This is a genomic window from Nocardioides immobilis, from assembly GCF_003515065.1.
GTDB lineage: Bacteria > Actinomycetota > Actinomycetes > Propionibacteriales > Nocardioidaceae > Nocardioides > Nocardioides immobilis.
On the sequence record NZ_QXGH01000039.1, the window covers coordinates 55,654 to 76,447 of the forward strand.

Here is a 20,794-nt window from a genome sequence, read left to right on the forward strand (position 1 = left end):
ATGACGATCACGTCCAGCATCTCTCCGTGCCTGTGGTTCGACGACGACCTCGAGGAAGCGGCGCGGTTCTACACCGGGATCTTCCCGAACTCCTCGATCGGCCACCTGACCCGCTACAACGACGCGGGGCCCGGCGAGCCCGGCACGGTGATGGCCGGCGAGTTCACCCTCGACGGGCTGACGTTCCGGGGCATCAACGGCGGGCCGGCGAGCTTCGGGTTCAGCGAGGCGATCTCGTTCTCCGTCTCCTGCCGGGACCAGTCCGAGGTCGACTACTACTGGGACGCGCTGGCCGACGGCGGCGAGGAGTCGGTGTGCGGCTGGCTCAAGGACCGCTACGGGGTGTCGTGGCAGGTCGTGCCGACCCGCCTCTACGAGCTGGTGTCCGACCCGGACCGGGGCCGGGCCCTGGCCGCCACCCAGGCGATGCTCCGGATGCGCCGGATCGTGGTGGCCGACCTCGAGGCGGCGGCCGACGCGGCCGGCGTCGGTTGAGGATCGGGTGAGCGTCGGGTGACGCAGCACACAGGGCGGATCGGGCCGCAGCAGGGCTAGCCTCGTCGTTGTCCATCCAGGAACGTGGACCCGACCAAGGGCCGCGAGTCACGAGGAGACGGAGCTCGACGATGAGCGAGGAAACTGCGCCGTACGGACCGACGATCAAGCGGATCCGAACGCACCACCTGCGCGAGATGAAGGAGCGCGGCGAGCGCTTCTCGATGCTCACCAGCTATGACCAGCTGACCGCGCAGATCTTCGACGAGGCAGGCATCGAGGTCCTGCTGGTCGGCGACAGCGCGTCCAACAACGTCCTCGGCAACGCCACGTCGCTGCCGATCACCGTCGACGAGCTGATCCCGCTCACCCGGGCCGTCAGCGGCGCGGTCGAGCGCGCGATGGTCGTCGGTGACCTGCCGTTCGGGTCCTACCAGGCGTCGCCCGAGCAGGGGTACCTGACCGCCGTCCGGTTCATGAAGGAGGGCGGCGCGCACTGCGTGAAGCTCGAGGGCGGCGTCGAGATGGCGCCGCAGATCGAGCGGATGACCCGCGGCGGCATCCCGGTCATGGCCCACATCGGGTTCACGCCCCAGTCCGAGCACGCGCTCGGGGGCTATCGCGTGCAGGGCCGCGGTGACACCGCCGAGCGAGTCCTGCGCGACGCCGAGGCTGTCCAGGAGGCGGGCGCGTTCGCCGTCGTCATGGAGATGGTCCCCGGCGACGTCGCCGCCCAGGTCACCCAGAAGCTGCAGATCCCCACGATCGGGATCGGCGCCGGCAAGGAGTGCGACGGTCAGGTGCTCGTGTGGCAGGACGCGTTCGGCCTGCGCACCGGCCGGATGCCGCGCTTCGTCAAGCAGTACGCCGACCTGCGGTCGGTCCTGCTCGACGCGGCGAAGTCGTACGACACCGAGGTCAAGGCCGGCGAGTTCCCCGGGCCCGAGCACACCTTCTGAAGGGCGCAACGGCTCCGACGTACGGTGGGCGCATGCGCAAACTCGGTGCCCCCATCGCCGTCCTCGCCCTCGTGCTCACCACCCTCGCGTCGTACCCGGCATCCGGGTCGCCATCGGCGCCGACCCGCGACCGAGATGCCGGGTACGACGGCAGCCCGCGCCGAGCGGCACCCACGTTGCGGGTGACCACCGTCGCGAACGGCCTAGACCACCCATGGGACGTGCGTCCGATCGGCGAGGGCCGGCTGCTGTTCACGCAGCGCGACCGCGCCAGCCTCACCCTGGTCCGGGCCGACGGTGACACCCGGCGGGTCGGCTTCCCGAGCCGGCGGGTGTGGGTGTCGGGCGAGACCGGTCTGATGGGGCTCGCGATCGATCCCGGCTTCGCCGAGAACCGGCGGATCTACACCTGCCAGGGCTGGAAGCTGCCGGGCGGGAAGAAGGACATCCGGGTGATCGCCTGGAAGCTCGACCCCGGGCTCACCGCGGTCGGCCGTCCCGACGTGCTCGTCAAGGGGCTGCCGACGGTCACCGGCCGGCACGGCGGCTGCCGCCTCCTCATCGCCAAGAACGGCGCGCTCCTCGTCGGCACCGGCGACGCGGCCGTCGGCAGGAACCCGCAGAGCCTCCGGTCGTTCGGCGGCAAGACCCTGCGCCTCGACCCCGCGACCGGACGACCCTGGCCCACCAACCCGTGGGCGGGCGCGTCGGGCCGAAAGCGGTTCATCTACACCTACGGCCATCGCAACGTGCAGGGCCTCGCCCAGCGTCGTGACGGCACCCTCTGGTCGGTCGAGCACGGCAGCTACCGCGACGACGAGGTCAACAAGCTCGGTCGCGGACGCAACTTCGGGTGGCACCCGGTGCCGGGCTACAACGAGTCTGTGCCCATGACCGACTTCTCGCTGCCGGGCCGGCAGTGGGGCGCCAAGTGGCGGTCCGGCACCCCGACCATCGCGACGTCCGGTGCCGCCTTCGTCCGAGGCCGGGGCTGGGGTGCCCTCAGCGGCGCCCTGGCCGTCGGCTGCCTCGCCGGCGAGCGATTGATGTTCGTGAAGCTCGACGCCAGCGGCGACCTGCGCTGGACCCGGGCGCCCGCGCGGTTGCGCGACTTCGGCCGCCTGCGCGGCGTGACCGCCTACCGCGGCTCGCTGCTGATCACGACGTCGAACGGCGGCGGCACCGACAAGATCCTGCGGGTCCGCCCGGCGCGCTGATCACAAGCGGCACGCCCCGGAGGAGGTGAGGTCCCGGGCCGCGGCGACGCTGAGGTCGCGCAGCCGGGCCGCGAGCGGCGACAAGGTGCCCTGCCACAGCAGGTAGACCTCGCGCGGCGGCAGAGCCGGCCGCAGCCGGTGCAGCGTCACCTGGTCGTCCGACCGTGCCGAGCCGGTCGCCAGCAGTGGCAGTACGGCGCACCCGAGCCCGCCCCGCACCATCGACACGACGGCTTGGTTGTCGGCGGTCCGGAACACGAACCGCGGCCGCACCCCCAGGTCGGCCAGCTGGTCCTCGACCCGCCGCTGGTCGCAGATCGGCGGCAGGCCGATCATCGGCACACCGTCGAGCCGGTCGACCGCGACCCGGCTGGCCCGGAACATCGCGCGCGGCGCCACCAGGACGTGCTCGTCGGCCAGCAGCCGGACCCGATCGAGGTCGGGAGCGCCGGGACCGTCGAAGAACATCAGGTCGAGTCCCGCCAACGTCGGCGTCTCGGTCTCGTCCTCGACCAGGCGGATGTCGCAGTCGGGGTGGTCGCTCCGGAGGGCGGCCACGACCGGTGGCAGCAGCACGTTGGTGACCGTCTGGAAGGTGCCGACGTCGACCCTGCCGCCGCCGGCGTGGAACCGGGCGATGTCCTCCCCTGCCGCGTCGGCCGCGGCCAGCATGGTCCGGGCGTGCTCCAGGACGACCCGGCCGAGCGGTGTGATCCGGGCCGGCCGCGGACCCCCGGGCCGGTCGAACACCGGTCCGCCGACCGCGCGCTCGAGCGCCGCGATCTGCTGGCTCAGCGTCGACTGCGTGTAGCCCAGCCTGGTCGCGGCCCGGCCGAAGGTGCCCTCGGTCGCGATCGCGTCGAGGGCCGCAAGGTGCCGGAGCTCGAACATGGCGATGATCATACAAACCGATCATTTCCATCACTATCCATCGCTTTTCACGAACTCAGATCCCGCCTAGCGTCATCGGCATGAATCCCGAACAGCTCCTCGAGGTCAACGATGTCCAGCTGTGCGTCCAGACGTTCGGCGATCATGCCGACCCGGCGATCCTGCTGATCCACGGCGCGTGCGCGTCGATGCTCTGGTGGGAGGACGAGCTGTGCGAGCGACTGGCGGCCGGCCGCCGGTTCGTGATCCGGTTCGACAACCGCGACACCGGGCGGTCGTCGTACTGCCCGCCGGGCGCGCCGAACTACGCGCACAGCGACCTGGTGGCCGACGCCCTCGCGATCCTGGACGCGCTGCACGTCAGGCGGGCACACGTCGTCGGGCGCTCGATGGCCGGCGGGACGGCGTTGGCCCTCGCCGTCGACCACCCCGATCGGGTCGCGACCGTCACCTTCGTCACCACGACCACGGGAGAGCTCCCCATGGGCCAAGTCACGTTCCCCCCGGAGCCCGACTGGGCAGATCCCGGCGAGGTTCTCGACTACCTCGTCGACTCGACGGCGGCGTACGCCGGGGAGTCGCCCCACTTCGACGCCGACGCGATCCGCGAGCTCGCCGAGCGCGACCTGGCGCGCACCCCCTCGATCAGGTCGACGATGACCAACCACTTCCTCATCGACTTCGACACACCGCGCAAGGGCGGCTTCGGCGACATCCGGGTGCCGTCCCTCGTCGTCCACGGCGAGGTGGACCCGGTCTTCCCGCTCGACCACGGCGAGGCCCTGCGCGCCGCGATCCCCGGAGCCGGGCTGCTGGTGCTGCCGAAGGCCGGCCACGAGGTCCCGCCCGAGACCTGGGACGTGTTCGTCCCCGCGCTGCTGGAGCACACGTCGTGACGCGGAGCGCGGTCTGGGTGCCGCTCTTCGACGACCTCGCCGACCCACGGGTGGCGGTGGAGCTCGCGGTGGCCGCGGAGGAGGCCGGGTGGGACGGGTTCTTCGTGTGGGACCACCTGCGCTGGCGGGAACCGGTCCTCGCGGCCGGTGACCCGTGGATCACCTTGGCGGCGATCGCCACGGCGACCGAGCGGATCCGGCTGGGAACGCTGGTGACCGCGGTGGCGCGGCGCCGACCGGCCAAGCTCGCCCGCGAGACCGCCGCCCTCGACATCATCAGCGGCGGCCGGGCCGTCCTCGGGGCCGGCCTCGGCTCGGACCGGTTCGGCGGTGAGTTCTCGCTGTTCGGCGAGGAGGTCGACGACCGCGCCCGCGCAGCGATGCTCGACGAGTCCCTGGACATCCTCCGGCGTGCATGGACCGGCGAGCCGGTGCACCACCGCGGCGCGCACTACGTCGTCGACGGCGTCCGCTTCCTGCCCCGTCCGACCCAGGGATCGATCCCGATCTGGATGGCGGGCTTCCCCGGCAAGGCCCGCCCGCGTGAGCGGGCAGCGCGCCATGACGGGTTCTTCCCGGTCAACCTCGCCGGTCCCGACCAGCTCGCCGAGGAGGTCGCCGCGGTTTCGGGGCTCCGGGACGACGCCGCGGCGCCGTACGACGTCATCGCGGCGATCGAGCCGGGCCTCGACCCGTCGGCCTACGTGGACGCCGGTGCCACCTGGTGCGTCACGGACGTCGAGGCCGAGGGCCTGACCCTCGATCGGGTCCGCGGCTTCATCGCCGACGGCCCGTTCAACTGAGGGTCACACCAGCCCGCGGCGCTCCAGCAGCGGCTCGATCGGGGCAGCGCGGCCGCGCCACTCGGCGTACGAGGCCAGCGGGTCCTTGGTGCCGCCGATGCCGATGACGTACTTCCGGTAGAGGTCGCCGTTGGCGCGGGTGAGGCCGCCGCTCTCCTCGAACCACTTCACGGTGTCGGCGTCGAGGACCTCGCTCCAGATGTAGGAGTAGTAGGCGGACGCGTAGCCGGAGCTCATGCTGTGGGCGAAGTACGGCGTCGAGTAGCGCGTGGGCACCGCGGGGTTGTCGAGCCCGACGGCAGCCAGCGCGTCCGCCTCGAACCGCAGCACGTCGGCCGGGTCGGCCGGCACCTGGTCCGGACCGAGCTCGTGCCAGGCCAGGTCGAGGAGCGCGGCGGCGAGGTACTCGCTGGTCTTGAAGCCCTCGTTGAAGGTCGCGGATGCCTCGATCCGCTCGACCACCTCGGCCGGGATCGGCTCGCCGGTCTCGTGGTGGACGGCGTAGTTGGCGAGGACCTCCGGCCACAGCATCCACATCTCGTTGACCTGCGAGGGGTACTCGACGAAGTCGCGGAAGACTGCGGTGCCGGCGAAGCGTGGGTAGGTCGCCCGCGCGAGCAGCCCGTGCAGCGCATGTCCGAACTCGTGGAACAGGGTGCGGGTCTCGTCGTAGGTCAGCAGCGTGGCCTCACCGGGGGCGGGCTTCGGCACGTTGAGGTTGTTGAAGACGACGGCGGTGTCCACGCCGAGCAGCTCCGACTGGCTGACGAAGCTGCTCATCCAGGCGCCGCCCCGCTTGGAGTCGCGCGTGTAGAGGTCCAGCAGGTAGAGACCGACCGGGGCGTCGTCCTGGCGGACCTCGAAGACCCGGACGTCGGGGTGGTAGCCGTCGAGATCGGTGCGCTCGGTGAAGGTCAGCCCGTAGAGCCGGTTGGCCGCGAAGAACACCCCGTCCTGGAGCACCCGCTCGGCCTCGAACCACGGACGGAGCGCGGCCAGGTCGACGTCGTACTCCGCCGACCGGACCTGCTCGGCGTAGTAGGCCCAGTCGTGCGCCTCGACCGGGAACCCGGCGTTGGCGGAGAGTGCCTCCTGCTCGAGCCGGGCGTTGCGCGCGGCGGGCGCGGCCAGCCGGGCGAGCATCTCGCGTACGGCGGCCGGTGTGCCCGCGGTGTTGTCCTTGGTCACCAGCTCCGCGTGGTTGGCGAAGCCGAGCAGCTGGGCCCGCTCGGCACGCAGCCGGAGGATGTCGAGCGCGATCTGCCGGGTGTCGTGGGCACCGCCACGGCTCCCCCGTGCCCGCTGCGCCTCCGAGAGCCGACGGCGCACGTCGCGGTCGGTCAGCGCTGCCAGGTGCGGGTGCGGGGTCGGCAGCACCAGCGTCAGCAGCCACTTCCCCTCCAACCCACGCGAGGCGGCGGCAGCGGCCGCCGCCGAGATCTCGCCTGACGTCAGGCCGGCCAGGTCGGACTCGTCGTCGATCACGACGGCGAGGTCGTTGGAGTCGGCCTGGAGGGTGATCTCGAAGGCCGTCTCCTGCGCGGAGACCTGCTCGTTGAGCTTGCGGAGCCGCGCCTTGTCGTCCTCGCCCAGCGCCGCACCGGCGAGGGTGAACTCGACGACGTAGCGCTCCACCAGGTAGCGAGCCTCGGGGTCGAGCCGGTCGCGCTGGTCGTGCACGGCGAGCAGGCGCTCGTAGAGCGCAGGGTCGAGCGTGATCGCGTCGGAGTGCGCGGCCAGCCTCGGTGCGTACGTCGCACGCAGCTCGTCGATCGCCTCGTTCGTGTCGGCGCTGGCCTTGTTGGAGAAGATCCGCAGCACCCGGGACAGGCCCTCGCCGCTCCGCTCGAGCGGCACCAGCGTGTTGTCGAAGCTCGCCGGCTCGGGGTTCGCCGTGATCTCGGCGACCGCGGCGAGCTGCGCGGCCATCCCCTCGTCGATGGCCGGACCGAAGTCGTCGTCGCCGAAGTCGGCGAACCTCGGCAGCTGGTAGGGCAGGTCGCTGGGCTGGAGCAGGGGGTGCATGGCGCCACCCTAGGTCGGGGTCAAGGGCGATTGCGACCGAGATCGTCGTGTGCCTGGACCCACTCCTCGGCCACGACCGCCGAGCCGAGGGAGAGCTCCCCCGCGAGCACCGTGGCGGCGATGATCTCTGCCAGCTTCAGCACCTTGCCGGTGCCGTAGCAATCCATGATCTCGAGGCACTCGCGCTGCGTGGCCAGCCCGGTGCCGCCGCCGTACGTCGCGATGATCAGCGACGGGAGCGTGACCGACGCGTAGAAGTCGCCGTTCGGCAGCAGCTCGGAGAACCCGTAGAGCGCGGAGCTCTCCGCGACGTTGGCGACGTCCTGGCCGGTGGCGATGAACATCGCCGTGATGCCGTTGGCGGAGTGGTTGCCGTTGTTGTTGGTGACGGACATGATCGCGCCGAGCTGGCCGCGCATCCGGGCGGCGAACAGCTTGTCGGTGCTGACGTGCATCTGCTCCTCGACCAACGCGGCCGGAAGCGTGATCTCGGCGACCACCCGCTTGCCGCGCGTGTGCAGCATGTTGACGACCGACGTCTTCTTGTCGGTCGCGAACTGGCCCTCGAGGAGGAAGTGCAGCTCCCCGGGGTAGTTCTGCTTGATCCACGCGCACGCAGCGAAGGTCGCCTTGCCGGTCATGTTCTGGCCGGCCGCGTCGCCGGTCGTGTAGTTGAAACGGGTGTAGAGCAGCTTGGAGACCGCGAACTGCTGGATCCCGATCAGCTTCCCGGAGCTCGTCGTGGTCTGTGCGGCGGCGGCGATCGGCTCGAAGTTCGCCTCGAGCCAGGTCGCGAACGCCTTGGCCTCGCGGGCGCTCTCGAAGCTGAACACCGGCGCCCGCTGCATCTTGTCGTCCAGCACCGTCGTGGTGACGCCGCCGGCTTCGCGGCACAGCTTCATGCCGCGGCTGTACGACGCCACCAGCGTCCCCTCGGTCGTCGCCAACGGGACGAGGAACTCCCCCTGGGCGTGCTCACCGTTGACCAGCAGCGGACCGGCGAGGCCGATCGGCACCTGCGCGACGCCGAAGAAGTTCTCGATGTTGCCGGGCAGCGTCCGGGGGTCGAGCGAGTAGCTCCCGACGTGCTCGAGCGCGCTGACGGAGCTCGTGCGGATCAGCTCCTGCCGGGCCTTGATCGCGGCGGCGGAGTAGTCGTCGTCCCGGTCGCGCGGGATCCTCAGGTCGGCCATGGCGAGGAGTGTGCCAGTCCGACGGCAGGGTCAGTGGAAGGTGTGGATCCGCACGGGCATGTCGGTGATCTGCGGCGAGGTGGCCCCGCTCATGTTGCAGATCACCGCCTTCGCGGTGCCGGGCGCCGGCACCTCGGTGCCGTAGAGGAAGACGCCGTTGGGCATGTCGCCCTTCGTCGTGATCACCACCCCATCACCCGCCGTACCGCCGTTGATCCCGAGGCTCACCTCCAGGCACCGGCCGTTCGAGATGGGGCTGAACCCCACGTGCCCGTTGGTGGTGCCGCCACCGACGATGTCGGACATGCTCAGCCCGTCGTTCGCGATGTCCGCGCCGGTCAGTGACGAGTCGTCGACCTCACTCCCTCCCACCGACCCGGCTCCGAGGTCGTCCTCGGTCACACCGCCGTCGCTCAGCTCGTCGGCGTCGACGCTGGAGGGCCGGATCTCGGTGGCACCGACTCCGTCAGTCTGGATCTCGAGCGACCCGACCGAGTTGTCGGCGAGGTCGGCGCTCCCGAGAGCTCCGTCGGCGACCTGGTCACCGGTGAGAGTGCCGAGCAGCACGTCTTCCGCCCTCACGCCCTGCTGGGCGATCTTGCCCGAGTTCACCGCTTGTGACGCGATGTCGGGCCGCTTCACCTCCCCGTCCACGATGTCGGCGGACGTGATGGTCGCGGCGGCGTACGCCGTACCCGTGCCGAGGGCGAGGACGAGCGCCGCCGTCGAGCAGATGTTGGCGTAGGTCAGCTGCGGACGCGGGAGATGACGGATGAAGCCAGAGCGAGACATGGGGGTGCCTTCCGAGGGGGATCAGGGAGGCACATCCTCACCGCGACGACTGGCCACCGGGAGGTCGGCGGCCGAAGTTGAGCCGCCGTTGAGACACCCGAGAGACCGTCAGCCGAACGGGAGCGGGTCCGGGGCGAGCGACACGGCCCGCGCCCGCGCAGCAGTCAGCCCGCGACGGTGGTGCTGGCGGCACAGCACCTCGTAGGACACGACGGTCGGCTCGTCGGTCGGTACGTCGACGTCGCCCACCACGATCACCTCGCCCTCGGTGATCATCACGCCGTCCTCGGTGCGGGCGTTGTGCGTGGCCCGCTTGCCGCACCAGCACAGCGCCTCGACCTGGAGCACCTCGGTCCGGTCGGCGAGCTCGACCAGCCGGGCCGATCCCTCGAAGAGCCGGGTCCGGAAGTCGGTGAGGATCCCGAAGCAGAAGATGTCGATCTGCAGCTCGTCGACGATCTTGGCCAGGTCGTCGATCTGGTCCCGGGTGTAGAACTGCGCCTCGTCACACACGAAGTAGTCGATCCGCGCTCCCTGCGTGAGCGCGTCGACCGTCGTCCGCCAGAAGTCGAACTCGGGGGTCACCTCGTGCGCCTCGGCGGTGAGGCCGAGCCGCGACGACACCGTCGCCACGCCCGCGCGGTCGTGGGAGGTGTAGAGCCTCCCGACCCGGCCGCGGGCGGCGTGGTTGTGGTTGGTCTGCAAGGCGAGCGTCGACTTCCCCGCGTCCATCGTGCCCGTCCAGAAGGTCAGCTCCGCCACGCGGTGAAGGATGCCAGATCTACTCCGGACGGTCGGTGCTGGATGACTGGGTCGGCGGCGGCACTTCCGACACCTCGACCTCGACAGATTCCGAGCCGGATGCCTCGCCCTCGGCCACACCGGCCCAGATCGACTCGCCGAAGCTGATCGCGAACAGCTCGCCCTCCTCGAACCCGCCGAGGGGCGCTACCTCGTCGCACGTGCCGGCGGGGACCTCGCACTGGAACAGCACGACCTCGTCACCAGCCTCGGTCCCGGCGATCGCCAGCAGCGTGTCGGCGTCGAGCCAGTCGTAGCCGAGACCGTGCGCGTAGCCACCCGCATCGACCGCGACCGCCTCGCCCGTCGCCGTGTCGTGCACGCTCAAGCCGTCGCTGAACACGCTGATCCACCGACCGTCGGGCGAGAAGACCGCGCCGTCAGCGGCGCCGCCCGGGATCGAGACCGGATCGGCACCGACCGGACCGACGACGAGGGCGTTGCCGTCACCGCCCTCGACCGCCCCGTGGTCCGTGCGGGCCACCAGGTCGCCCTTGGCCGCAACGAAGCTCCGCCAGATCTCGTTGTCCGGCAGCTCCCTCAGGTCTCCCGACGCCAGGTCCAGGACCTGGAACGGGCCCTCGTCGACGCCAGCGAGGTACGCCTGTGTGCCGTCGATAGCCACGACCGGGAAGGAGTACCGCTGTTCCGCCGGCTCGCTCCACACCCGTTCGCCCCGGCTCACGTCGTAGATGACGGCGTCCAGGTCCTGCCCGGTGCCGTCGAGCCAGCCCAGGTAGGGCTGCTCGGGGTCGGACCGCAAGTGCCAGTCCTGAGTCTCGCCGATCCGCGTGGGTTCGCCGTCGCCCGTGAACGTGTAGACGTCGAAACGCCCCTCCTTGTTGCCGTCCCATCCCAGGAACGCGACTCCTTCACTGGTGCGTACCAAGGTCGCGACATCGACCCCGAGGTCCCAGCTCCGGTCGGGCGTGTGCAGCGTGCTGCCCTCGGTCCAGATCGCCACGTCCGTGAGGGACCGATCGTCCACGAAGTCGGTCTTGCGGTCGCCATCGTCGCCGCCCAGCAGGACGGCGCCCGTCGCCACGACCGCGAGCGCGGCCACACCGGCGACGCCGGTGGCGATCCGGCGGCGGCGCACGGTGCGGTCACCGGCACCGGTGATGGCGTCGACGTCGATCGCGGCGAAGTCGAGGTCGGCGGCACGGTCCATCAGGGTCTTGAGCTGCTCGGTCATGCCAGCACCCCCTCTTCTGTGATCAGGTCAGTGAGATCGAGCTCGTCGCCCATCAGGTCGCGGAGCTTGGCGAGCGCGGCCGAGCTTTGGCTCTTGACGGTCCCGACAGCACAGCCGAGCACGGCGGCGGCCTGGGCCTCGGTGAGGTCCTCGTAGTAGCGGAGCACGATGACGGCCCGCTGCCGCGGCGGCAGCTGGCCCAGCGCCTGCATCAGGGACGCCCGTACGGCGACCGCGTCGTCATGTCCGACGCCGGTCCTGTCGGGCACGAGCTCGGCCGGCCGCTCGCCGTACCAGCTCTTCTTGCGGAACCAGGTGATCGCCGTCGTGGTGATCGCCTTGCGGGTGTAGGCCTCCGCGTTGCCGATGTCGCGCAGCCGCGGCCAGGCGACATAGGTCTTGGTCAGGGCCTCCTGGACCAGGTCCTGGGCCAGACCGACGTCGCCGACCATCAGGTAGGCAGCGCGATGAAGCGCGCCCGACCGGGCGGCGACGAACTCCGCGAACGCGGCTCTGTCGCGAGCAGCCATGGTGCCTCCGACTCCCGGGGGCGGCCCCTCGTGGCGCCCCGCTCACCCTCCCTGACGACGGTAGTCGCCGGAAAGGTTCGGCGGATCAGTCCACCAGTAGCGGGATCAGCATCTCGTCGTCGGTGAGCGAGCCGTGCATGCCGATCAGCTTGGTCTCGTAGGGGAAGCCGTCGGTGGACAGCACAGCGGCACTCCCCCGGCACGCGACGACCACGTCGCCGATCCGCGGCAGCACCGAAGGGTCGACCGGGCCGAACCAGCCACGTCCGATCGCCTCGCCGCGGGTGAGCACCTCGGCGCGCTCGCCGAGGGTCGCGCGCCAGGTCGCGACCACGTCGGGCACCGCGCCGCCGACGCAGTAGAGATGACGGAACCGGGCCTCGCCGCCGATCAGTGCGACACCGGCGCTCAGGTCGCCGTCGTCGGCGACGTCGATCCGGTCCGTGACCGGGACGTCGACCATCCCGTGGTCGGCGACCACCAGCAGCCGCCGGTCGGACGGCAACGCGTCCCGCAGCTGCTCCGCCTCGTGGTCGATCATCGCGAGCTGCTGCTCCCAGTGGCTCGAGGCCACACCCCACCGGTGGCCGGTCCAGTCGAGGTCACCGTCGTAGACGTAGGTCAGCGACGGGCTGTCCGCCGACGCCGCGACGACGGCCGCGATCCGCTCCCCGACCCGGTCGACGCCCACGTAGTCCGCGCCGCGGTGGGCCGCGACGGTGAGCCCGCTGCCGTTGAACTCCCGCTTGTTGACAACGCTGACCCGGACCCCGGACGCCTGCAGCCGGGAGAAGGCGGTGGTGTGTGGCTGCCACTCCACCGGGTCGACGTCGGCGTCCCACAGCAGCGCGTTGAGCAGGTCGTCGGTGCCCGGCACCCGGGTGGTGAAGCCGACCAGGCCGTGGCCGCCCGGCACCAGCCCGGTGCCGAGCGAGGTCAGGCTGGTCGAGGTCGTCGACGGGACCCCGGCGGTGCCGATGGTCGACCCGGCCAGCAGCGAGTAGAGGTACGGCGCCGCCTCCTCGTGCCGCCGGAGCAGGTTGGCGCCGAGCCCGTCGATGAGGAACACGACGTACGACGACGCCCCGGGCAGCTCGAGCCCCGTCGGTGCCACCCCCAGGGGGTGCCCTAGGGCCGCAGCCACGGCCGGGACGACGTCCCCGAGCGACCGGTCGCCGTACGCCGGCTCACAGAAGCCGGTGACCGGCGCCGGGTCGGGCACGAGGACGCTCACCCGTGGGTGCGCGCGGAGAGGGACGCGGCGAAGGACAGCAGGCCGCCCACCGCGTCGGTGCCGTCCGCGGCGGCCGACACCCGGAGTGAGAAGTCGTCGGACGACAGGGTCCCGGTGTAGCCGTGGTCGGCCTCGCACTGCGGGTCGTTGCACCCGGCCGGCTCGAGGTCCATCCGCTGCACGGCGCCCCAGCCGATGGTGAGCACGGCCTCGACCGGGGGCTGTGGGCCCGCGGTCGGGTTGGTCGTCATCCGGGTCACGACCACGGACGAGACGGCGCTCAGGCTGACGGCTTCGGTCGAGGTCGACGTGTAGGGCTCGGGCAGCAGGTCGTCGCCGGCGTGCTCGTCGGTGTGGGCGAGGATCAACCGGCTCGGGGTCAGCACGATCACGCTCTGGTGGCGGCGCACCTCGTCGCGCTCGAACGTCGGCTCGTGGTGCACGTAGAAGGACACGACGTGCTCGCCGCCCACCGCCTCGGTGACGGCGTCCGCCACCACCTCCGGGTAGTAGCCGGTGCGGTCGAGCGCCTCGCGGAGCTCGGCGGCACGATCCCGGTCTTCGGAGGTACGGGAACGGACGTCAGGCATGGTCGCATCCTGCCACGGTCCCGGGCGCGATCACCCGGGCAGGGTGAGCGTGACGTCGGGCAGCCGGCGCACCAGCGAGTCGGGGCGCGGATCCCGCACCGGCGCCAGCCGGACGGACGCCCTGAGGACGGTCACTCCGTCGACACCGGCGAGGGCGAGCGAGAGCTCGAGGGCGCTGACCTCGGGCAGGTCGTTCTGGAGGTGGGCGACCTTGGTGATCAGCCGCTCGATCGCCCCGATGTCGACCGGGTCCGCCCCGCGGTAGCCGAAGAGCAGCGGTGAGCTCTTGACCTCCCGCACCATGGCGGAGACCTCGTGCTCGTCGAGCGGCGGGATCCGGTACGACCAGTCGCCGAGCAGCTCGATGATCGGCCCCGAGATGCCGAACGAGACGACCGGGCCGAAGAGCGGGTCCTCGAACGAGCGGATGGAGATCGGCACCCCGGTCGGGGCGTTCTTCTGCACGACGAACGCGGCGTCCTCCGGGTGCGGGACCGCAGCCGTGAGTGTGCCCCAGGCCTCCCGCATCTCGCTCGACGTCTCGATGTTGCGCCAGACGTGCTGGCGGTCCGGACGTTCGCGCACCGACTCCCGGGTGGCCTTCAGCACGACGTCCCAGCCGAGACGCCGGCCGACCGACTGCGCCTGCTTCAGCGAGCCGACCGGCACGTACGGCCACACGTCGATGCCGTACGACGAGAGGAGCTCGGCGACCTGCTCCTGCTCGAGCAGCACCTCCTCGTTGCGGTCCCTGAGCTGCCGCTGCACGAACTGCCGCGCGGCGGCCGTCTGCACCTCGCCCGGGTCGGCCGGGACGCTCTCCGGGTTGCGCAACCACACGGCGTACTCGACCACGCGCGCGAGGGCGCGCACCGCGGCCTCCACCGCCGGGTACGACGGCACCGATCCCCTGCCTGCGGTCGAGCCGGCAACGTCGGGCACCCGGAGCAGCTCCGGAATGCCCTGGGCACCGAGGAACGACGAGACCAGCGGCTTGTCGGACTGCTCCCCCACCGCCGCGAGGACGTTCGCGACCTCGTCGCTCGAGACGTTGAGCGGCGGGATGTAGACCGCGATCACGGAGTCGACGTCCTCGTCGTCGATCGCCTCGTCGAGCGCGTCCTCGAAGTCCTCGGCCGTCGCGTCCGCACCGAGTGCGACCGAGCGGTTGACCACCAGCCCGACGGCCGACGCCGCGTCGGCGGCGAGCAGACCGAGCGCGTCGGAGTTGCCGACGATGGCGACTCGGCGGCCGCGCGGCAGCGGCTGGTGCGCGAGCAGCTGGGCGACGTCGAACATGTCCTCGAGCGTGTCGACCTGGATGATCCCGGCCTGGCGGAACATCGCGTCGACCGCCGCCTGCGGTGCCGAGATCTGGCGCACCGTGTGGCCCATCGGCACGCCCTGCGTGGTCCGCCCGGACCGCACCGCCACGATCGGCTTGCGCAGCGAGACCCGGCGCGCGATCCGCGAGAACTTCCGCGGGTTACCGATCGACTCGAGGTACATCATCACGACCTCGGTCGAGTCGTCCTCCTCCCAGTACTGGAGGAGGTCGTTGCCGGACACGTCAGCGCGGTTGCCAGCACTGACGAACGTGGAGATGCCGAGGCCCCGGTTCTTGACTTTCTCGAGGATCGCGGAGCCGAGGGCACCGGACTGGCAGAAGAATCCCGCCCGCCCGCGGGCCGGCATGACCGACGACAGCGAGGCGTTGACCGAGACCTCGGGGTCGGTGTTGATGACGCCGAGGCAGTTGGGCCCGATCAGGCGCAGGCCGTAGGACCGTGACAGCCCGACCAGGTGCCGCTGGCGCTTCCGGCCCTCCTCGCCGGTCTCGGCGAAGCCCGACGAGATCACGATCAGCCCGTGCACGCCCTTGGCCGCACAGTCCAGCACCACGTCGGTCACCGCGTCGGCCGGTACGGCGACGATCGCGACCTCGACGTCGTCGGGGATGTCGTTGACCGAGTTGTACGCCGGCATCCCGCTGACCGCGCTGGCGGACGGGTTCACCACGTAGACCCGCCCCGTGAAGTCGGCGTTGACCAGGTTGCGCACCAGCAGCTGGCCGATCGTGTCCTGCCGCCGGCTGGCGCCGACGATCGCGACCGACTTCGGGTGGAAGAAGCGGTGGATCGACGCGGACTCGGCGACGTGCTCGCGGTCGTGCATCACGCCGATCGCGGTGTCGGTCGGGTCGATGGGGAACTCGAGCGTGATCACGCCGTCGGCGTACCCGCTCGCCACCCGGTAGCCGGCGTCGCGGAAGGTCTGGATCATCCGGTTGTTGTCCGGCAGCACCTCGGCCGTGAACCTTTCGACGCCGCGCTCGCGGCCGGCCTGGGCGAGGTGCTCCAGCAGCAGCTGCGCGATGCCGCGGCCCTGGTGCTGGTCCTCGACGAGGAAGGCGACCTCCGCCTCCTTCGGCTCGACCACGTCGTAGCGACCGACGGCGATCATCTGGCCTCCGAGCACCATGACCAGGGCCACCCGGTCGTGGTGGTCGACGTGCGTGAACCGCCGGATGTCCCGCTCGGACAGCTTCGGCATCGGCGAGAAGAAGCGGTAGTACTTCGACTCGTCCGACACCCGCGAGTAGAACTCGACCATCAGCTGCTCGTCGTCGGGCTGAATCGGCCGGATATGCGCCGTCCGCCCGTCACGCAGCAGGACGTCGGCCTCCCAGTGGGTGGGAGGCGGCCCGATCTCCTCGGTGGGCGTCCCGGACTCGGTCACAGGAACGAGGCTAGTGGCTATCTCGCCACTCGCGGAGTCAGGTGCACGCCTAGGGCGGCGGCGTCCCCTAGCGTGGGGTGCCTACCGGCCTCACAGATCGGATTCCCCATGGAGATCCTGCACTCTGCCATCGCCATCCTGGCCGCGATCGTCCTCATCATCAGGTTCAAGGTCGACCCCGTGATCTCGTTGCTGATCGCCTGCGTGTACCTCGGACTCGCCACTGGCCTGGGCGCCGAGGGCACCGTGACCGGGATCACCGGCGGGTTCGGCGAGATCATGGCCGAGGTCGGACTGCTCATCGGCTTCGGCGTGCTGATCGGGGCACTGCTGCACTCGATGGGCACCTTCGGCGACCTGGTGGAGATCCTCGCGCGCCGGGTCGGTCGCCGGCTGCCGTACGCGATGGCGGGGACCCTCTCCACGATCTTCCCGTCCATCTACGTCGACGTGCAGGTCGTCCTGGCGGCCCCGATGGCCAAGGAGTCCGCGCCAGCGGTCGACCGCCGCCACGGCCTTCCGTGGCTCGCCGGCGCCATGGCGATCGGGATCTTCTCCGGCTACGTCTTCGTCGTGCCGGGACTGGCAGCGGTCGCGGTCGCCGGGCTCATGGACGTGCCGCTGGGCAAGTACCTGATCTACGGGCTGCCGATCGGGTTGACCACCGCGCTGGTCACCACGTTCCTGTTCCGGCTGCTGCTGGGCCGTGGCTACTGGAACGAGGAGACGGACTACGACCTGGAGGCGGTCGTCGAGGAGGGCCACGTCCACGACGAGACGGAGGACGTGCCGCGGGCCGAGCGTGCCGCGCGGTTGCCCCTGGTCGTGCGACTGCTGCCGATCCTGGTGCCGCTGGTCCTGATCGCCACCGGCGCGATCACCGCCGTGGCGGACGTGTCGAACCCGGTCATCGCCTTCCTCGGCGACGCCAACATCGCGCTCTTCCTCGGCCTGCTGATCGCGTTCGGCATGGTCCGGGCGTCGCTGGGCAGCGAAGAGGTCGGGTCGGTCCTCGGCGCCGGCTTCCACACGACCGGCGAGATCCTGCTGGTGACCGGTGTGGGTGGCTCCCTCGGTGCCATCATCGCGGCGAGCGGCATGGACGAGACGCTCAAGGACCTGTTCTCCGCCGACGAGAACGCTCCCGTGATCATCAGCATCCTGCTCGCGTGGTGCATCGCCGCGGTGCTGCACTTCGCGATCGGCTCGGTGTCCGTGGGCGCGATCACTGCCGCAGGCATCATCTCGCCGGTTGTCGGGTCGCTCGACGTCGATCCCGTCGTCATCGCACTGGCGATCGCGTCGGGCGCCATGTTCGCGCTCCACGTCAACAGCAACTTCTTCTGGATGTTCAGCACCCTGCTCGACCTCTCGACCAAGGGCAGCCTCAAGACCCTGACGATGGCCACCTCGCTCGGGGCCCTGGTCTCCCTGCCGCTGGTGCTGGTCGCCAGCCTGGTGGCCGCCGCCACCTGACCTCAGCGCGCTCTCCACGGTCGGAGCGCCCGACTAGGGTTGGTCGGGTGAACACACGATGAGCAAGGAAGCCGCGCTCCTCGCGATGCGAGAGGCCCGTTACAACGAGAGGTCGGCAAGATCGGCCGCGGCCCCGACCCCGACGAGACCGGTGGCGCCATCAGCCAAGACCCCACCGGCCGACCCCGTTGCTCCGGTCTCACCGGCCGATGACCTGTGCGGACACCGCTCCATGAACGGCCGCACCTGCACCCGGGAGCAGGGGCACGAGGCGAAGAGCCACCGGTACTCCTAGGCGCAGGAGCCCTCACTGCTGCGCGAGCTGGCGGCGCCATACTGCGTGTTGAGGCCCCTGCTCACCGAGTCGGGGCTCACTGGCCAGGACACCGATATCCGGCCCGTCTGGTCGTTCGCCCGGCCCTAAGAATCGTGGCCCTCCAGCGCGGACGATCGAGTTGCGGGTTCGGCCCTAGGAAGCCTGCGGCACGGTCACGGACGCCGCGATCGCTGCGAGAGAGGCCAGCATCGCAGCCAAGATGAAGCCCATCCCGACGCTGAAGATGGCGACCAACCCGAGGATCCCGAGGATCACTGCAGCCGCGATCGCGGAGATCATGGCGGTGCGGGCGTCCCGCACTAGAGCCGATCCGCCGGCGGAGACTGTTCCGATCAGCATGATCATGACCCACGGGAAGACGTCCCAGAATGGGTTGTTGCCTTCCTGCTGGATCACGACCACGTAGACGACCGTAGTGAGCGCGGCAACGACCGCGCTCCCGCCTGCCAACATCCGCTGGAAACCGGGCCGAGTCTCCATTCGAGGAACGGTACGCCGGTCGCCGCTTCCTTGTCCCGCACCCGGCGAGGCCTGCCACCGGCCGCAGCCCTGCCGTGACGGCTAGGGCGGCACGCGGCACGCCGGGCTACTCCTTACTCGCTGGCCAGATCAGCCAGCCGGAGTTGCGGGGGTGCTCGGCGATGACGCTGCCGTCCTCGGCCGAGATCTCGGTGAAGTGACTGGTTCGTACGGCGATCCGGGTCCCGTCGGGCGACCAGGCGACGTTCCCCCACCAGTCGAAGCTCCGGTTGGAGTGATAAAGCGTCTGGGCTCTCACCGGGCCTGCCGGGTCGTCGGGCTGCAGGCGGAGGACGACGACGACGGCGCCGCCGTTGCCGCGGGTGAGTACGTCGAGCACCAGTGCCTGCCCGTCGGGTGACCAGCTCCAGCTCCAGCCGGGAAACCAGATGGCTCCCGTTCCGTCGAAGTCCGAGGCGTCGAGCGTGTCCGTCGGATCACGGTCGAGGAAGAGCGAGTATGCGAGCCGGGCGTCGCCACCCTCTCGGTCGACCAGCCACACCCGTGAGGCTCTTCCGACCAGCTCATCGTTTCGACGGACATACTGCTCGGTGAGCACCGCGAGCCGACTGCCGTCGGGCGACCACCGCAGACCGCGCACCACCGCGCCGCCGGCGATCGTGGGACTGAGGTCGATGGTCCGGTGCAATGTGCCGTCATAGCCGATGACCTGCGCGGCGGGGTCGCCGTGTGCGACGGTGACCTCGCTTGCTCCCGGACCGAGGGTTGCAATGTAGGAGAGCGATTCGCCCGCACACGTCAGGTCGCGGTCGCAGGTGAGCGTTGCGACCGGACCGGTCCGTCCCAGGACCGCGAGACCGTCCATGGGTCCGTAGAACCCCTTGCCGCGGTGGGTGACGAGAAGCCCGGTCTCCGAGACGGGGTCGAAGGAACGCCAGTTGTAACCCTGGCCCTCCACCCCGAGGAATCGCTCGGCGCTGGTGATCTGGCCGTTGCGCAGGACGGGATCGATCGCGTGCGTCTCGGTCGGCGTCCGCGTCGGGCCGACCGGCTCCTTGGAGTCGTCGCCGCCGTGGGTGATCGCGAGACTGCCGACGATCACCGCGACCGCGGCGGCCGCCACTGCACCGGTGACGCGGCGCTGGTGGGAGCGCCGGGCCCTGCGCAGGACTGCGTCAGCGTCCAAGGCACCGGTGGGCGGGTTCCTCCCAGCCCGATCGAAAAGGTCCTGCAGGTCCGCGGTCATGACAGGTCCTCCGTGACGGGAGCGGACGTCGGGGTGGGATCGAGAGGTGCCGCACGCCTGGCGCGCTCACCCGAAACCTCAAGATGGGCTCGCAGGGTCTCGGTGCCACGGGAGAGGCGGCTCTTCACAGTGCCTGCCGGAATGCCCATGACCTGGGCGATCTCCTCGATCGAAAGGTCGTCGGCAAACCTCAGGACCAAGACGGCGCGTTGGCCCGCCGGGAGTGTGGCCAACGCGCTCATGAGAGGTCCGTCGCGTTCGTCCACCGCGGCGATAGCGCGCTCGCTGGTGGAATCGACCGAGTCTGGGACCCCATCCACGGGCCGTTCCCGCCACCACGGACGACGACGAGCGTCGACGTGCTTGCCGACCAGCACCCGGTTGGCGTAGGCATCCACGTTTCCGCCCCGCACGATCCGCGACCATCGGGGGTACATCGCAACCAGTACGTCCTGCACCAAGTCGTCAGCCGCAGACCAGTCGCCGCACAGGAGGAACGCCTTACGGCGCAGTGCCGATCCCCGGACGAGCATCCACTCGCGGAAACCAGCGTCATCCGGAACCGGACCATCCCAGGCGGGCCTGGCGGGTTCGACCATGATCGTGTCCCATCCCTTGTCGGCCTTGTCGGCCCTCACTTACTAATCGTCACAAGGGGGCAATAACGTTCCATGGTCCCAGGAACCGATCGCCAAGCCCAAGGGCATCCGTCAATCCGCCCATCCGCACCCGGACACTTCGCGCGGACACTCGGCGGTAGAGGTCGTTTTGTGGTTCCCCCCGAATCGTGGAGGGCTTCCCTATGCGGCTTCCCGGTCGGGGGCCGCGGTGTTCTCGTAGTTGATCGGGCTCATCATGCCCGCCGCGCTGTGTCGGCGCTGGTGGTTGTAGAAGC

At 70.5% G+C, this 20,794-nt stretch carries 19 protein-coding genes; 6 read left to right on the forward strand and 13 right to left on the reverse strand.

Annotated features, from left to right (window positions below; translation table 11 throughout):
* The 3 genes from D0Z08_RS27635 (at nt 1) to D0Z08_RS27645 (ending at nt 2,671) form a co-directional block, all read left to right on the forward strand.
* Complete coding sequence (locus D0Z08_RS27635) at nt 1-495, forward strand: VOC family protein (protein ID WP_118928515.1); 495 nt, start codon at nt 1-3, stop codon at nt 493-495.
* Nucleotides 496-626: 131 nt separating this feature from the next.
* Nucleotides 627-1,454, forward strand: a complete 828-nt coding sequence (gene panB / locus D0Z08_RS27640) for a 3-methyl-2-oxobutanoate hydroxymethyltransferase (protein ID WP_118928516.1) — start codon at nt 627-629, stop codon at nt 1,452-1,454.
* A 32-nt stretch (nt 1,455-1,486) separates the two neighbouring features.
* Nucleotides 1,487-2,671, forward strand: a complete 1,185-nt coding sequence (locus D0Z08_RS27645) for a PQQ-dependent sugar dehydrogenase (protein WP_118928517.1) — start codon at nt 1,487-1,489, stop codon at nt 2,669-2,671.
* Here D0Z08_RS27645 and D0Z08_RS27650 read toward each other — a convergent pair whose 3' ends face one another.
* Complete coding sequence (locus D0Z08_RS27650) at nt 2,672-3,562, reverse strand: LysR family transcriptional regulator (protein WP_118928535.1); 891 nt, start codon at nt 3,560-3,562, stop codon at nt 2,672-2,674. It abuts the gene before it with no gap.
* Nucleotides 3,563-3,642: 80 nt separating this feature from the next.
* Here D0Z08_RS27650 and D0Z08_RS27655 point away from each other — a divergent pair, with 80 nt between their 5' ends.
* Entirely contained in the window at nt 3,643-4,458 is an 816-nt protein-coding gene (locus D0Z08_RS27655; protein ID WP_118928518.1) for an alpha/beta fold hydrolase, read from the forward strand.
* The gene (locus D0Z08_RS27660; RefSeq protein ID WP_118928519.1) at nt 4,455-5,261 is read left to right on the forward strand and encodes an LLM class flavin-dependent oxidoreductase; all 807 of its coding nucleotides are present in this window, start codon (nt 4,455-4,457) and stop codon (nt 5,259-5,261) included. The genes D0Z08_RS27655 and D0Z08_RS27660 overlap by 4 nt, the downstream gene beginning before the upstream one ends.
* 3 nt (nt 5,262-5,264) lie before the next feature.
* On the opposite strand, the gene D0Z08_RS27665 is transcribed toward D0Z08_RS27660, so the two are convergent.
* The 9 genes from D0Z08_RS27665 to D0Z08_RS27705 form a co-directional block, all read right to left on the reverse strand.
* The gene (locus D0Z08_RS27665; RefSeq protein ID WP_118928520.1) at nt 5,265-7,286 is read right to left on the reverse strand and encodes a M3 family metallopeptidase; all 2,022 of its coding nucleotides are present in this window, start codon (nt 7,284-7,286) and stop codon (nt 5,265-5,267) included.
* A 20-nt stretch (nt 7,287-7,306) separates the two neighbouring features.
* Entirely contained in the window at nt 7,307-8,479 is a 1,173-nt protein-coding gene (locus D0Z08_RS27670; RefSeq protein WP_118928521.1) for a hydroxymethylglutaryl-CoA reductase, read from the reverse strand.
* Nucleotides 8,480-8,509: 30 nt separating this feature from the next.
* Complete coding sequence (locus D0Z08_RS27675) at nt 8,510-9,271, reverse strand: hypothetical protein (protein ID WP_118928522.1); 762 nt, start codon at nt 9,269-9,271, stop codon at nt 8,510-8,512.
* A gap of 108 nt (nt 9,272-9,379) precedes the next feature.
* Nucleotides 9,380-10,033, reverse strand: coding sequence for a thymidine kinase (locus D0Z08_RS27680; protein ID WP_118928523.1), 654 nt, complete (start codon nt 10,031-10,033; stop codon nt 9,380-9,382).
* 19 nt (nt 10,034-10,052) lie between these two features.
* Complete coding sequence (locus D0Z08_RS27685; protein ID WP_118928524.1) at nt 10,053-11,267, reverse strand: beta-propeller fold lactonase family protein; 1,215 nt, start codon at nt 11,265-11,267, stop codon at nt 10,053-10,055.
* On the reverse strand, nt 11,264-11,797 hold the full coding sequence (locus D0Z08_RS27690; protein WP_118928525.1) for a SigE family RNA polymerase sigma factor: 534 nt from the start codon (nt 11,795-11,797) through the stop codon (nt 11,264-11,266). Before D0Z08_RS27690 ends, D0Z08_RS27685 begins: the two co-directional genes overlap by 4 nt.
* Nucleotides 11,798-11,882: 85 nt before the next feature.
* Nucleotides 11,883-13,031, reverse strand: a complete 1,149-nt coding sequence (locus tag D0Z08_RS27695; RefSeq protein ID WP_245994570.1) for an alkaline phosphatase family protein — start codon at nt 13,029-13,031, stop codon at nt 11,883-11,885.
* Entirely contained in the window at nt 13,028-13,621 is a 594-nt protein-coding gene (locus D0Z08_RS27700; protein WP_118928526.1) for a DUF5998 family protein, read from the reverse strand. Before D0Z08_RS27700 ends, D0Z08_RS27695 begins: the two co-directional genes overlap by 4 nt.
* 30 nt (nt 13,622-13,651) lie before the next feature.
* Nucleotides 13,652-16,360, reverse strand: coding sequence for a bifunctional acetate--CoA ligase family protein/GNAT family N-acetyltransferase (locus D0Z08_RS27705; RefSeq protein WP_118928527.1), 2,709 nt, complete (start codon nt 16,358-16,360; stop codon nt 13,652-13,654).
* 108 nt (nt 16,361-16,468) lie between these two features.
* On the opposite strand from D0Z08_RS27705, the gene D0Z08_RS27710 reads away from it, so the two are divergent.
* Complete coding sequence (locus tag D0Z08_RS27710; protein WP_118928528.1) at nt 16,469-17,836, forward strand: GntP family permease; 1,368 nt, start codon at nt 16,469-16,471, stop codon at nt 17,834-17,836.
* Between the two features lie 469 nt (nt 17,837-18,305).
* Here D0Z08_RS27710 and D0Z08_RS27715 read toward each other — a convergent pair whose 3' ends face one another.
* The 3 genes from D0Z08_RS27715 to D0Z08_RS27725 form a co-directional block, all read right to left on the reverse strand.
* The gene (locus D0Z08_RS27715; RefSeq protein ID WP_118928529.1) at nt 18,306-18,653 is read right to left on the reverse strand and encodes a hypothetical protein; all 348 of its coding nucleotides are present in this window, start codon (nt 18,651-18,653) and stop codon (nt 18,306-18,308) included.
* A 106-nt stretch (nt 18,654-18,759) separates the two neighbouring features.
* Entirely contained in the window at nt 18,760-19,899 is a 1,140-nt protein-coding gene (locus D0Z08_RS27720) for a TolB family protein (protein WP_118928530.1), read from the reverse strand.
* The gene (locus D0Z08_RS27725) at nt 19,896-20,537 is read right to left on the reverse strand and encodes a SigE family RNA polymerase sigma factor (RefSeq protein WP_220454398.1); all 642 of its coding nucleotides are present in this window, start codon (nt 20,535-20,537) and stop codon (nt 19,896-19,898) included. The genes D0Z08_RS27720 and D0Z08_RS27725 overlap by 4 nt, the downstream gene beginning before the upstream one ends.
* Between the last annotated feature and the right edge of the window lie 257 nt (nt 20,538-20,794).